Raw genomic sequence first — 14,322 nt, 5'->3', positions numbered from 1 at the left:
GGGCCTTACGCGCCCTTGCGCTGCTGGCTGGCCAGCGCGGCTTCGACGTAGGCCTTGAACAGCGGATGGCCGTCGCGCGGGGTCGAGGTGAATTCCGGGTGGAACTGCACGCCGACGAACCACGGGTGCATCGACTCGGGCAGTTCCATCATCTCGGGCAGGTTCTCGGTCGGCGTGCGCGCCGAGATCACCATGCCGGCCTTTTCCAGCGTCGGCACGTAGTGGTTGTTGACCTCGTAGCGGTGGCGGTGGCGCTCGTTGACCTCGGCGCCATAGATGGCGCGGGCCTTGGTGCCTTCCTTGACCGGCACGCGCTGCGCGCCCAGGCGCATGGTGCCGCCCAGGTCGGAATCGGCCGAGCGCTGCTCGACCTTGCCTTCGCGGTCGACCCACTCGGTGATCAGCGCGACCACCGGGTGCTCGGTTTCGAGGTTGAATTCGGTCGAGTTGGCATCGGCCATGCCGGCCAGGTGGCGCGCAAACTCGATCACCGCCAGCTGCATGCCCAGGCAGATGCCCAGGTAAGGGATCTTGTTCTCGCGGGCGTACTGGATCGCGCGGATCTTGCCTTCGGTGCCGCGCTTGCCGAAGCCGCCCGGCACCAGGATCGCGTCGAGCGGCGCCAGCACTTCGAGGTGGCCCGATTCCAGTTCCTCGGAATCGATGTACTCGATGTTGACGCGCGTGGCGGTGTGCATGCCGGCGTGGCGCAGCGCCTCGATCAGCGACTTGTACGACTCGGTCAGGTCGACGTACTTGCCGACCATGCCGATGGTGATTTCGTGCTCGGGATTTTCCTGGGCGTTGACCAGCTTCTGCCACATCGACAGGTCGGCCGGCTTGGGATCCAGGCGCAACTCCTCGCAAATCAGGCGGTCCAGGCCCTGCTCGTTGAGCATCTGCGGGATCTTGTAGATGCTGTCCGCATCCCACACCGAGATCACGGCATCCTGCGGGATATTGGCGAACAGCGAGATCTTGGCGCGCTCGTCGTCCGGGATCGGGCGGTCGGCACGGCACAGCAGCGCGGTCGGCGAGATGCCGATTTCGCGCAGCTTCTGCACCGAGTGCTGGGTCGGCTTGGTCTTCAGCTCGCCGGCGCTGGCAATGAACGGCACCAGCGTCAGGTGCACGAAGGCGCAGTGGTTGCGGCCCATGCGCAGGCTCATCTGGCGCGCGGCTTCCAGGAACGGCAGCGACTCGATGTCACCCACGGTGCCGCCGATTTCCACCAGCGCCACGTCGGCCTTGCCGTCGTGCGACGCGGCCGCGCCCTTCTCGACGAAGGCCTGGATCTCGTTGGTGATATGCGGGATCACCTGCACGGTCTTGCCCAGGTATTCGCCGCGGCGCTCCTTGCGGATCACCGATTCGTAGATCTGGCCGGTGGTGAAGTTGTTCGACTTGCGCATCTTGGCCGAGACGAAACGCTCGTAGTGGCCGAGATCGAGGTCGGTTTCCGCACCGTCTTCCGTGACAAACACCTCGCCATGCTGGAAAGGGCTCATCGTGCCGGGATCGACGTTGATGTAGGGATCGAGCTTGAGGAGGGTGACTTTGAGGCCGCGCGACTCAAGAATGGCCGCGAGCGAGGCAGCAGCGATGCCCTTGCCGAGAGAAGAGACGACGCCACCGGTGACGAAGACGAATTTGGTCATAAACCGAGCTTGCCGGGGAAATCGGGATTATACATGAGAGCCCGTTCCCCGCCGACCCGGAAATTGTGACAGCGGCCCCGCCGAGGCGCCCTGCAGGGGCGTTGCCGCCGTGCTGCGGCGCATGCGACGCACGCCGGCTCAGCGCCCCTGCTCGCGCATCGCGCCGATCAGTTCGCGCACCAGTTGCGCGGTCTGCCCGGGCCGCTCCATCGGGTACAGGTGGCCGCCTTCGATAAAGCGCAGGTTGGGCCCGACCAGCCGGCGCGTCGCTCCCAGGCCGCACTGGCGCACCTCGCGCGAGCGCGTGCCGGCGACAAAACCGACCGGCACCGGCGCGCCGCGCGCGACCTTGCGCCCGAGGCTGGTCGGCAGCGTGCGGTAGATCCAGTATTCGACCTCGCGGTCGAAGCGCAGCCGGCGCTCGTTGTCCTTGCCGGTGGGCTCGGTGCCGTGGATGGCGTAGTCGCGCAGCACCTCGTGGTCCCATACGGCGAAGTTGGGCTTGGCGCGGAAGTGCTCCCACACCGCCTCGGCGTCCGGCCAGTGCGTGCGCCGGTTCCTGGTCACCGCCGCCGGGCCCGGCTTTTCATCGATGCCCAGCATCTGGGCGGTCTTCAGCAGGGACGCGCGCCAGCCGGCGATGATCGGCGAGTCCAGCATGACCACGCCGCGCACCCGGTCCGGCCGGCGCAGCGCCGCCATCAGCGACAGGAAGCCGCCCAGCGAATGGCCCACCAGCCACACCGGCTCGCGGTACTGGCGGTCGATGTCGCCCAGCAACTCTTCCACCAGGTGCGGCCAGCCGCGTGTCACCGGGAATTCCGGCTTGTGCCCGTAGCGGTCCACGGCGCGGAACTCGAACTCGCCGTCCAGTTCGCCGAACAGCTTGCGGTAGGTCGTCACCGGAAAGCCGTTGGCGTGGGAGAAATGGATGATCTCGCGCATGCCTGCCGCCCTCAGTCCGGCTTGCGCGGATGCACGCGCCGGGCCCGCACCGGCTGGGCCCAGCGGTCGGCCTCGCCGGAGCGCGCCAGCGAGAATTCCGCGGGCGCGGCCGGATCCCATTCCGGGTTGTGGATCTCGCCGAAGACCTGGCGCAGGCGATGGCCCCAGGTGTCGCGGATCATGCGGAAATAGGCGTTGCGCTCGTCGATGTTGACGAAGCGGGTCACCTGCAGCGAATCCGCCTCATAGACCAGCAGGTCCAGCGGCAGGCCCACCGAGATATTCGACTTCAGCGTCGAGTCCATCGAAATCAGCGCGCACTTGGCCCCTTCGGCCAGCGGCAGCGACGGGTGCACGACGCGGTCGACGATGGGCTTGCCGTACTTGGCCTCGCCGATCTGGAAGTAGCAGTTCTCGGGCGTGGCCTCGACGAAGTTGCCGGCCGCGTAGACATTGAACAGCCGCACCCGCTCGCCGCGCACCTGGCCGCCGAAGACCAGGCTGACATTGAACTCTATGCCGGCGTCGCGCAGCGCGTGGGCGTCGCGCCGGTGCACCTGGCGCACCGCCTCGCCGACGATCGAGGCGGCCTCGAACATGTCGCGCGCGGTCCATAGCGAACGCTTCTCGTCATGGTCCTCGATCAGGATCTGGCGCACCGACTGGCTGATGGCCAGGTTGCCGGCGGTCATCAGCACCATCACCCGGTCGCCGGGCTCCTCGAACACCGTCATCTTGCGCGCGGTGGATATGGCGTCTACTCCGGCATTGGTGCGGGAGTCGGACAGGAATACCAGGCCGGCATCCAGCCGCATGGCTACACAATACGTCATGATTTGTCTTGGTGTTCTTGGTGGCGGCCGGCATGGACCGGCAGTGGCCTGCATCACTCTGGATTCTAGCGCCCGTGCACCGGCACGGCGCCGCGTCTGGAAGCAAGCACCTAATCAGGTCGAAAGTGGCGTGATTGTTACATTGACTTCCAGCGTCTCGCCGGCGCCGCCGTCCAGGATGCCCCGCACTGGTGCCGCCGACGCGTAATCGCGCCCCACCGCCAGCCGGATATGGCGCTCGTCGGTCAGGCAGCCGTGCGTGATGTCGATGCTGCACCAGATTTCGCTGGCCGGGTCCAGGCACACGTCGGCCCAGGCGTGGCTGGCCAGTTCAGTGGCGGCCGGGTCGTAGAAATAGCCGCTGACATAGCGCGCCGGGATGCCCAGCGCCCGGCACGCCGCGACCATCACCTGCGCCTGATCCTGGCACACCCCGCTGCCCAGCGCGAAAGCCTCCGCCGCTGAAGTGCCGACATCGGTGGTGTTGGGCTTGTAGCGCACGCGCTCGCCGATGCCGTGCGCCAGCGCGAGCAGCGCTTCGATATCATGCCCCGCGGCCAGGAACGGCGCGGCAAACGCCCGCATCGGCGCCGGCGCCGTGGTCAGCGGCGTGCTGCCGAGGAAGTACAGCGGCGAGACCCGCGCCTCACCGTCCGGTGGCGCGTCGCAGAACGCATGGTGGCCGTCGCGGTCGAGCTCGCCGTGCGGCGGCAGCACTTCGACCTCGCCGCTGGCCTCGATGGCGATGGTGCTGGCGGGCCCGGCCACCGTGAAGTTGTGCACGATGTTGCCGAAGCCGTCGCGCGCCGCCGACGGGTTGCCGGGCGTCGACAGCTGCCAGTAGTCAACGGTCTGCAGCGGACCCGAGCGCGGCTGCAGCCGCACTTCGTGCACGCTGCGCCGCACCGGTTCGGTGTAGCGGTAGACGGTATGGTGGTGGATCTTGTATTTCACGGTATCAGGGCGCGGCGGCACGGGGGCTTGCCGGCTGCCCGGCTCAGGCCGCCTGCAGCGGCACCAGGAAGTCCCGGCTGATGCCGTTGCCGAGATCGCCGATGCGCTCCAGGAAGCTGGTCAGGTACGCATGCAGGCCGACGGCAAAGATATCGTCGATGCGCGCGTACTTCAGGTCGGCGTGGAGTTTACCAGCCTGGCGCTCGGTTTCCGCCGAATGCTGGTTGCGCACCGTATGCAGGATGGCCACCACCTCGTCCATGCTCGACACCAGCGAGCGCGGCATGTCGGGGCGCAGGATCAGCAGTTCGGCCACGCGCTGCGGCGTGATGACCGCGCGGTAGACCTTGCGGTAGACCTCGAAGCCCGACACCGAGCGCAGGATCGCCGCCCAGTGGTAGAAATCGTTGTGGGCGCCCGGGTCGGGATTGGCCTGGGCCTGCCCGCCATTCCCCCCCTCTGCGCCCTCCGCGCCGGACGACGCCTGGAACTTGACGTCGAGGATGCGCGCGGTATTGTCGGCGCGCTCCAGGAAAGTGCCCAGCCGCATGAAATGGAAGGCATCATCCTTGAGCATGGTGCCGAACTGCACCCCGCGCGCCAGGTGCGAGCGGAACTTGACCCATTCGAAGAAGCGCGCCGGATCTTCCTTGAGCACACCGTCGGCAATCAGGCGCTGCACCTCCAGCCAGGTGGTGTTGACGGTCTCCCAGACCTCGGTGGTGAGCGAGCCGCGCACCGCGCGCGCGTTCTCGCGCGCCGCGCGCAGGCAGCTCATGATCGACGAGGCATTGGTCATGTCGCGCACCATGAAATCGATCACATCGTCGCGCGACAGCAGGCCGTACTTGTGGTCGAAGACGTCGGTCAGCTCCGAGATATCGAGCATGGCCCACCAGCCCTGCTCGGCCACCTCGGCCGATTGCGGCAGCAGCGAGGTCTGGTAGTTGACGTCGAGCATGCGCGCGGTGTTCTCCGCGCGCTCGGTGTAGCGGGCCATCCAGAACAGGTGGTCGGCGGTGCGGCTCAGCATGCGGGCTCTCCCGAATCGGCGTTCATCGTTCCAGCACCCAGGTGTCCTTGGTGCCGCCACCCTGCGAGGAATTCACCACCAGCGAGCCCTCGCGCAGCGCCACGCGCGTCAGCCCGCCCGGTACCATGCGCACCTCCTTGCCCGACAGCACGAACGGGCGCAGGTCGATATGGCGCGGCGCGATGCCGGCCTCGACATAGGTCGGGCAGGTCGACAGCGCCAGCGTGGGCTGCGCGATGTACTGCTCCGGCCTGGAGCGGACCACCTCGCGGAAGGCATCGATCTCGGCGCGCGTCGCCGCCGGGCCGACCAGCATGCCGTAGCCACCGGCCCCGTGGGTTTCCTTGACCACCAGTTCGGCCATATGGTCCAGCACGTACTGCAGGTCCTCGGCGCGCCGGCACATGTAGGTCGGCACGTTGCTCAGGATGGCCTCTTCGCCCAGGTAGAAGCGGATCATGTCCGGCACATAAGGATAGATCGACTTGTCGTCGGCCACGCCGGTGCCGATCGCATTGCAGATGGTCACGTTGCCGGCGCGGTAGACCGACAGCAGCCCCGCGGCGCCGAGCGCGGAATCGGGGCGGAACGCAAGCGGGTCGAGGAAATCGTCGTCGACGCGCCGGTAGATCACGTCGATGCGCTGCGGGCCCTGCGTGGTGCGCATGAACAGGTGGTTGTCCTCGACGAAGAGATCGCTGCCTTCGACCAGCTCCACCCCCATCTGCTGCGCCAGGAAGGCGTGCTCGAAGTACGCCGAGTTGTACATGCCCGGCGTCAGCACCACCACGGTGGGATCGGCGATCGCCTGCGGCGAGACCCCGCGCAGCATGTCGAGCAGCAGGTCGGGGTAGTGCGCCACCGGCGCCACGCGGTTGCGCGCGAACAGGTCCGGGAACAAACGCATCATCATCTTGCGGTTCTCGAGCATGTACGACACGCCCGACGGCACCCGCAGGTTGTCTTCCAGCACGTAGAACTCGCCCTCGCCGGCGCGCACCACGTCGATGCCGGCGACATGCGCATAGACGTCATGCGGCACGCTGACGCCGAGCATCTCGGGCCGGTACTGGGCGTTGTTGTAGATCTGGTCGGGCGGGATCACGCCGGCGCGGATGATGTCCTGGCCGTGGTAGATGTCGTGGATGAAGCGGTTCAGCGCGGCCACGCGCTGGCGCAGGCCTTTTTCCAGCAGCGCCCATTCGCTCGCGGGGAAAATGCGCGGGACCACGTCGAACGGAATGGTGCGCTCGGTACCGCTGTTGGCTTCGTCCTTGTCGCCGTAGACGGCGAAGGTGATGCCCACGCGCCGGAACACCAGGTCGGCCTCGGCGCGCTTGTTGGCCATGGTGCTTTCGGTCTGGCGCGCCAGCCATTCGGCGAAATGCCGGTAGTGCGGGCGGACCGCCCCCTCAGGCAAGGTCTGTCCCGCGTGGATCAGCGCTGGCGCACTGTTGTCGCGCCAGTCCAGCATCTCGTCGAAATACCGCGCCGCCATGATGGCCGCTCCTCCATGTCGCGGGCGCCGCTGCCGGCCGCCCTGGTTGCCCTGGCTGTCCTGCCCTGCCGCGCGGCCGCGCCGGTTGGCGCAAGCCGCGGTGATGCCGTCGAGTCACTGGCCCTTCCAGCATACCCGTGCCGGCGAAAGCCGCAAGGCGGCCGGCGGGCCGCCCGTGCCACCGCAGCCGCGCCGCACGGACACCGAAGCGAAGCTAGCAAGATGCCTGCCAGCGCACGCAAAAAACGGCCGCCGGTGAGGCCGGCGGCCGTGGTTGCGATCCATGGAAAGTCGGGAAGTCCGCCCGGGACCATGCCCCTCCGGGCACGGGGCAGCGGTCAGCGCGCCGCGCTGGCGCCCTGCCGCACGGTGGCGCGCAGGATGGTGTCCACCAGCGCCTCCGGTGGCTGGCGGATGTCGAGGGCCAGCGCGTCGCCGGGCACTTCCAGCGTATCGAACTGGCTTTGCAGCAGTTCCGGATTGAAGAAATGCTCGGTGCGCGCGGACAGGCGCTGGCCGATCAGCGCGGCATCCCCCTTCATGAACACGAAGGTCACGCCGCCATCGGGCGGGGTCAGCCGGTCGCGGTACGCCTGGCGCAGCGCCGAGCAGGTGAACACATGGGTGCGGCCTTCGGCCCGGGCAGTGTCGATGGCCGCGCGCATTGCCGCCAGCCAGGGCCAGCGGTCATCGTCGGTCAGCGGGATGCCGGCGTGCATCTTGGCCTTGTTGGCGTCGCTGTGGAAGTCGTCGGCGTCATGGAAGCCGCAGCCCAGCCGCTGCGCCAGCAACTGGCCGACCGTGGTCTTGCCGCTGCCGGAAACGCCCATCAGGATATAGATCATGTCTGCTCCGTCGGTCTTGGTATCGGATGGTGTTGCCATCCTTGTCGGTTGCCTGCCTGTCCTGGTCCGGTTATTGTGCGACGGATCGCAGCTCGGCGGTACGGCCGTCGGCGCCGGCGGCGTCGGCATCCAGTTCGGACAGGTCGAGTGCGCTGCCGCCCTCTTCCGCGATCCGTGCGTGGCGCCGGAACAGGCCGAACAGGCCGCGCCCCAGGCTGAACTGCGCGAACCGGTCGGCAGGCGCGCGTACCGGCGCCCGCGCCGCGAATTCGGCCTCGTCGCCCAGCCATTGCAGCGTGCCGGCGACAGCGTCGACCCGGATGCGGTCTCCGTCACGCACGCGCGCCAGCGCGCCGCCGGCCAGCGCCTCGGGGCCGACGTGGATCACCGCCGGCACCTTGCCCGAAGCACCGGACATGCGCCCGTCGGTCACCAGCGCCACCTTGTGGCCGGCGTCCTGCAGTGCGCCCAGCACGGGTGTCAACCGGTGCAGTTCCGGCATGCCGTTGGCATTCGGCCCCTGGAAACGCACCACCGCCACCAGGTCGCCGCCCAGTTCGCCAGCGTCGAACGCCGCCTGCAGCGCCTCCTGCGAATCGAACACCCGCACCGGGGCTTCGACCACACGGTGCTCGGGCGCCACGGCCGAGACCTTGATCACGCCGCGGCCCAGGTTGCCCTGCATCAGCCGCAGGCCGCCCTCGGCGGAGAACGGCGCGCCCGCAGTCGACAGCACCTGCGGGTCGCCGCTCTTTGCGGCGCCGTCGCGCCAGTGCAGCACGCCGTCCGTCATCACCGGCTCCTGCGCGTAACGGGCCAGGCCCGGGCCGGCCACGGTCTGCACGTCCTCGTGCAGCAGCCCGGCCTGCAGCAGCTCGCGGATCACGAAGCCGGCCCCGCCGGCGGCATGGAAATGGTTCACATCGGCCGAGCCATTGGGATAGACGCGCGCCAGCAGCGGCGTGATGCGCGACAGCAGGTCGAAATCATTCCAGTCGATGACGATGCCGGCGGCGCGCGCGATCGCCACCAGGTGGATGGTGTGGTTGGTGGAGCCGCCGGTGGCCAGCAGGCCGACCATGGCGTTGGCGATGGCGCGTTCGTCGACGATGCGCGCCAGCGGCAGGTAGCTGTCGCCGCGCGCGCGCAGCGCAATCGCGCGCTGTGCGGCCGCGGCCGTCAGCGCATCGCGCAGGCCGCTGTCCGGATGGACGAAGGCCGCGCCCGGCAGGTGCAGGCCCATCACTTCCATCAGAAACTGGTTGCTGTTGGCGGTGCCGTAGAAGGTGCAGGTGCCGGCGCCGTGATAGGCCTGGCATTCGGCCTCCAGCAAGGCCTCGCGCCCCACCTGGCCGGTGGCGTAGAGCTGGCGCACGCGCGCCTTCTCCTTGTTGGGCAGCCCGCTGGCCATCGGGCCCGCGGGCACGAACACCATCGGCAGGTGGCCGAATTGCAGCGCGCCCATCAGCAGCCCCGGCACGATCTTGTCGCACACGCCCAGCATCAGCGCCGCATCGAAGGTGTTGTGCGACAGCGCCACCGCGGTGCCCATGGCAATCGCATCGCGCGAGAACAGCGACAGCTCCATGCCGGCGTTGCCTTGCGTGATGCCGTCGCACATCGCCGGCACGCCGCCCGCCACCTGCGCCACCGCGCCGAGCGCGCGCGCGGCCTCGCGGATCACGGCGGGATAGCGCTCGTAGGGCTGGTGCGCCGACAGCATGTCGTTGTACGCGGTGACGATGCCCAGGTTGGGCGCATGCTCGACGCGCAGCTTCAGCTTGTCGCTGGCCGGCAGCGCGGCAAAGCCGTGCGCCAGGTTGGCGCAGGACATGCCGCGCAGCGGCCCCAGTTCCGCCTGCGCGCGCTCGCAGCGCGCAAGGTAGGCGGCACGGCTGGCGCGGCTGCGCGCAACGATGCGGTCGGTAACGGCCTGAAGCTCGGCATGGACGGCAGAAGGCATGGCGTGACGGTCCTTGTGGGCGGAATGAGGCATGGCGATTCGGCGCGCTACGGCGCCGAATCCTGTAGATTTTCTACAATTCGGGCGCCATTATACCCAGCGCCCGCCGCTCGTCATTACGACCACGCAGAAAAATCGCGCAGAAAATGCCGGAGTCAGGGCAAACCCCAAGCGCCAGCCCCGCCGCATTTCGGGCAAGATGCGGCGCCAATCATTGTAGAATCTCTACATATCCTTTCCACGCCGACACTGCCGCCATGCGCGACCGCATCCTTGCCGTCTACGACACCCTTCGTCCTTCAGAACGCCGCCTGGCCGACTATGTCGCCCGCCACGGCGCCGCCGTGATCCGGCTGTCGATGCCGGAACTGGCCGAGCGCGCCGGCGTGTCGCAACCCACCATCGCGCGCTTCTGCGCGGCGCTGGGCTACGATGGCTTCCGCGAATTCAAGCTGCAGTTCGCGCAGAACGTCGGTGGCGGCACGCCCTTCGTGCACCAGGATGTGGCCGCCGACGACCGTCCGGCGGATATCGCCGGCAAGGTGTTCGACCGCACCATTGCCACGCTGATGAGCGTGCGCAACGCCCTGTCGGCCGACCAGATCGAGCATGGCATCCGGCTGCTCGCCGGCGCGCGCCGCATCGAGTTCTACGGCTGCGGCAACTCCGGCATCGTCGCGCTCGACCTGCAGCACAAGTTCTTCCGCCTGGGCATGCCGACCGTCGCCTATGCCGACCCGCACGTGTTCAGCATGTCGGCGGCGCTGCTGGGCCCCGGCGACGTGGCCGTGCTGGTCTCCAACAGCGGCCGCACCTGGGACATGCTGACCGCCGCCACGCTGGCACGCAGCAGCGGCGCCGGCCTGCTGGCGCTGACCCACAGCGGCTCGCCGCTGGCCCGGCTGGCCGATGTCTGCGTGTTCTCCGACGTCGAGGAAGACAGCGAGGTCTACACGCCGATGACCTCGCGCATCAGCCACCTGGTGCTGGGCGACGTGCTCGCCGCCGGCGTCGCGCTGGCGCGCGCGGACACCGTCGCGCCGCGCCTGCAGCGCGCCAAGGCGCATCTGCGCGAGCGGCGCATCGCCGGGGCCGAGCCGGCGCCGGCACGCAGCCGGGGCCGCGCCGTGGCGGCAGAGCCGGCCACGCCGTCTACGTCAACCAAGCCCGCACCGCCCGCCGCACGCCCCAGCCGCCGTAAGGCCGGCTGACCGCCCGCGACACCCGCGCACCCTAGCGCGGCGCCGGCGGCCGTTCCCGCCAGTAGCGCGGCTCCGCGTGCCGGAACATCGACAGCGTGTAACCCGCGCGTGCCGTGTTCATGGTCACCGCGCCGGTTTCGTCGGTGCGATAGCGCAGGATGCCCCCGCGGCCAAAGCGCTCCCAGACTTCGGCGTTCGGATGGCGATAGCGGTTGCCATAGCCCAGTTGGAACACCGCGGCCGCGGGCCCGACCGCCTCGATCCAGTCCGTGCCCGAAGACGTGCCGCTGCCGTGATGCGCCACCACCAGCACGTCGGCGCGCAAGGCCCCGGCCGGCAAGCGCCCGATCAATGCACGCTCCTGCGCCAGGCCGATATCGCCGGTCAGCAGCAGGCTGTGCGCGGCGGTGTCCACGCGCAGCACGCAACTGCGCGCGTTGCTGGGGATGGCGGCCTGCTGCGACTGTTCAGCCAGCGGGTGCAGCACGGCAAAGCGCACGCCGTCCCACTCCCATTGCTGTTCCGCGGCGCAGGGGCGCCATTGGGCTCCATAATGCGGCGCCTCCAGCAGCGGGTGGCCGGCAGGCGCACCGGTGCTGCGCGCCACCACGGCCACTGTCCCCGCAATGTCCGCCACGCCGCCGGCATGATCGAGGTCTTCATGGCTGACCATCAGGTGATCGAGTTGCGACACGCCCTCGGCGCGCAGTACCGGCACCACCACCTGCGCGCCCGCGCTGGACCCCGAGGCATAGCCCGGCCCGGTGTCGTACAGCAGCGCGTGCGAGCGCGTGCGCACCAGCACCGCGGTGCCCTGCCCGACGTCGAACATCACCGCACGGAACTGGCCGTCGGCAACCGGCGGACCGCGCGCCAGCAGCATCGGCAGCATCAGCAGCGCGCCATGCCAGCGCAGGCGCGCCGCAGCCACGGGCGCCACCAGCAGCGCCACGCCAAGCGCCGCCAGCAGCAGCGCCACCGGCCCCGCGCTGGCCGCCTCCCACATCGCCCCGGGCAGCATGGAAAACCATTGCAGCACGGCAGCCAGTCCCTGCATGGCAAAGTGGGCGGCCGCCATCACCGGCACGGCCAGCCACAGCGGCAGCGCGGCGCCCAGCAGCGCCAGCGGCGTCACCAGCAGGCTGACCACAGGGATTGCCACCGCATTGGCAAACGGCGACACCACCGAGACCTGGCCGAACAGCAACAGCGTCAGCGGCACCAGCCCGATGGTCACGGCCCATTGGGTGCGCGCGCCCGCGGCAAGCGCGGCCCGCAGCCGTTGCCAGCGCCCTGCGGTCGCGGCGTCCCGTCCCGGCCGCGCAGCGAAGAAGATCACCGCGACGGCACCGAAGGACAACCAGAAGCCGGGCAGCATCACGGCCCACGGATCCAGCAGCAACGCCACCAGCGCCGCCCACGCCAGCACGATCGACGCCGGCGGCGCGCGTGCCCCCCACACCGCGACCGCCGCGACGCAAAGCATGGCGACGGTGCGCAGCGCCGGGATCTGCATGCCGGCCAGCATGCCGTAACCCAGCGCGGTGGCCACCGCGACCACCAGCGCGGCTTGCCGGGCCGGCAGCCACAATGGCAGTGGCCGGCGCAGCCAGCGGCCGCAGCCGAACGAATGGCGCCACAGCAGTCCGGTGAGCGACGCCGCCATGCCGGCCACCATGGTGATATGCAGTCCCGAAATGGCCACCAGGTGGCTCACGCCCGTGCGCCGGAATAGCTGCCAGTCGTCCGCCTCGATGCCGCGCTGGTCGCCGATCACCAGCGCGACCAGCACCGCGCCGAAGCGCGCCCCGGCCGGCAGCGCGACGCGCAGGTGATCGCGCACGGCGGCACGCCAGGCTTCAATGCGCCAGGCCAGCCGCTCCGATGCGGCATCCTGCGGCGGACCCTGGGCCCGGCGCACGTAGCCGGTCGCGCCATAGCCCTGCGCCAGCAGCCAGTAGGCGTAATCGAAGCCAAACGGATTGGCGAGCCCGCGCGGGCGCCGCAGGCGCAGGGTCAGCGTAAAGCGTTGTCCCGGGCTTAACTCGAGCGGCGCGTCGCGCCAGTTGAGGATGACCCGGCCCGGCAGCGGCTGGTCCGGCCCCGCGGACTGCTCGACGGTGAACGCGAAGCGTGTGCCGGTGGGAGATCGAGTGGGAAGCCCCGAGACCACCCCGCGCACGTTAAGGTCGCGCGCCTCCAGCCCCACGGGCAGCCATTCGCGCAGGCGCAGTTCGGCGCGCCACGCGGCCCAGCAGTACGCCATGGCAAAGGCCAGCGCGGCCAGCGCCAGGCCTTGCAGCATGGCAGGCAGACGCCTGCCCCACAGGGCCATGCCGATGGCGCACAAGGCCAGCAGCGCGGCGCCCAGGCGCAGGCCGTGCGCCTGCGGCAGCGTCGACTGCTGCTGCAGGGCCCAGCACCCGGCCACGAATGCCCCCACAAAGCGACGCACGGCACCTCCTCCGATGATCTTGCATTACCGGAGTTGTACCCGCGCGCAGGCGCGGCGAGCTTGTCAGCCTGTCAAGAAGGCGTGGAAGTTGTGTGACCGCCAGCAAGCGGAGGCGCCATGGTGTCGGCAAACGCCGCCAGACGCGGCAGCGCCGCCACGGCATTGCGCCAGGTCGCCTGCGCCAGCGTGAGGGCGTCGATGCCGCGCAGTTCCGCCATCACGCGCGCCACGCCGGCGACCTCCGCCGGCGTGTTGCGCGCCTTGTGCTGTTCGCCGAACTGGTCGTCCGACAGCCATGCCGGCGCGATGTCCGGTGCATCGGTTTCCAGCACCAGCGCCTCCAGCGGGAGCTCCGTCGCCAGCCGGCGGATCTGGCGCGCGCGGCTGAAGGTGACATTGCCGCCGAAGCCCAGCTTCAGGCCCTGCTCGACGAAGCGCCGCGCCTGTTCGTGGCTGCCGTTGAAGGCATGGGCGATGCCGCGTTTGACGCCGAGCTTGCGCAGCTGCGCGCCGACCTGGTCCTGCGACTTGCGCACGTGCAGCAGCACCGGCAGGTCGAACTCGCGCGCGATCTTCAGTTGTTCGACGTAAAGCCAGGTCTGGTGATCCGCCTCCAGCCCCGCGACGAAGAAGTCGAGCCCGATTTCGCCGATGCCGACGAAGCGCGGGTCGTCCATGCTGGCGGCCACCTGGCGCCGCAGCGTGTCCAGCTCGGGCTGGCCCGCGCCGGGCGAGCACAGCGGGTGGATGCCCAGCGCGTAGACGCAGCGTGCATCGCGATGCGCCAGCGCGCGCACGGCGTCGAAGTTCCACGCGGCCACCGCCGGCACCACGATGCCGCGCACGCCGGCGGCCTCGGCCGCGTCGGCGACCTGCTCGCGGTCCGGGTCGAACTCGCCGGCGTCGAGGTGGCAATGGGTGTCGATCCACATGGGC

Annotated in this window: 11 protein-coding genes; 1 reads left to right on the top strand and 10 read right to left on the bottom strand. The window is 69.5% G+C overall.

Features of this window, described 5'->3' with window-relative positions; translation table 11 throughout:
* Positions 1–5 precede the first annotated feature (5 nt).
* From pyrG to edd, 8 genes are all read right to left on the bottom strand, one after another.
* The gene (gene pyrG, locus AC3FMM_RS15090; RefSeq protein ID WP_115708937.1) at positions 6–1,658 is read right to left on the bottom strand and encodes a CTP synthase; all 1,653 of its coding nucleotides are present in this window, start codon (positions 1,656–1,658) and stop codon (positions 6–8) included.
* A 138-nt stretch (positions 1,659–1,796) separates the two neighbouring features.
* Positions 1,797–2,603, bottom strand: a complete 807-nt coding sequence (locus AC3FMM_RS15085; RefSeq protein ID WP_326346809.1) for an alpha/beta fold hydrolase — start codon at positions 2,601–2,603, stop codon at positions 1,797–1,799.
* An 11-nt stretch (positions 2,604–2,614) separates the two neighbouring features.
* Positions 2,615–3,436, bottom strand: coding sequence for a proteasome-type protease (locus tag AC3FMM_RS15080; protein ID WP_115708933.1), 822 nt, complete (start codon positions 3,434–3,436; stop codon positions 2,615–2,617).
* A 114-nt stretch (positions 3,437–3,550) separates the two neighbouring features.
* Positions 3,551–4,390: a transglutaminase family protein gene (locus AC3FMM_RS15075; RefSeq protein WP_488686886.1), complete on the bottom strand. Its 840-nt coding sequence runs from the start codon at positions 4,388–4,390 to the stop codon at positions 3,551–3,553.
* 43 nt (positions 4,391–4,433) lie between these two features.
* Positions 4,434–5,423: an alpha-E domain-containing protein gene (locus AC3FMM_RS15070; RefSeq protein ID WP_115708929.1), complete on the bottom strand. Its 990-nt coding sequence runs from the start codon at positions 5,421–5,423 to the stop codon at positions 4,434–4,436.
* A 22-nt stretch (positions 5,424–5,445) separates the two neighbouring features.
* Complete coding sequence (locus AC3FMM_RS15065; protein ID WP_116312376.1) at positions 5,446–6,921, bottom strand: circularly permuted type 2 ATP-grasp protein; 1,476 nt, start codon at positions 6,919–6,921, stop codon at positions 5,446–5,448.
* Between the two features lie 338 nt (positions 6,922–7,259).
* Positions 7,260–7,766, bottom strand: coding sequence for a gluconokinase (locus AC3FMM_RS15060; RefSeq protein WP_488686923.1), 507 nt, complete (start codon positions 7,764–7,766; stop codon positions 7,260–7,262).
* Between the two features lie 70 nt (positions 7,767–7,836).
* Positions 7,837–9,729: a phosphogluconate dehydratase gene (gene edd, locus AC3FMM_RS15055; protein WP_488686885.1), complete on the bottom strand. Its 1,893-nt coding sequence runs from the start codon at positions 9,727–9,729 to the stop codon at positions 7,837–7,839.
* A gap of 257 nt (positions 9,730–9,986) precedes the next feature.
* Between edd and AC3FMM_RS15050 the strand changes: the two genes are divergently transcribed.
* Positions 9,987–10,940, top strand: a complete 954-nt coding sequence (locus tag AC3FMM_RS15050) for a MurR/RpiR family transcriptional regulator (protein WP_326346806.1) — start codon at positions 9,987–9,989, stop codon at positions 10,938–10,940.
* Positions 10,941–10,962: 22 nt separating this feature from the next.
* Here the strand turns inward: AC3FMM_RS15050 and AC3FMM_RS15045 are convergent, their stop codons facing one another.
* Complete coding sequence (locus tag AC3FMM_RS15045; protein ID WP_488686884.1) at positions 10,963–13,386, bottom strand: DNA internalization-related competence protein ComEC/Rec2; 2,424 nt, start codon at positions 13,384–13,386, stop codon at positions 10,963–10,965.
* A 71-nt stretch (positions 13,387–13,457) separates the two neighbouring features.
* A complete protein-coding gene (locus AC3FMM_RS15040) occupies positions 13,458–14,318 on the bottom strand; it encodes a TatD family hydrolase (RefSeq protein ID WP_488686883.1) in 861 nt (286 codons plus the stop codon).
* Positions 14,319–14,322 lie beyond the last annotated feature (4 nt).

The sequence above is a fragment of the Cupriavidus sp. 207A1 genome, from assembly GCF_057798955.1.
Note: the sequence above shows the minus strand (reverse complement) of the source record. Positions and strands in the feature narration are given on the sequence as shown.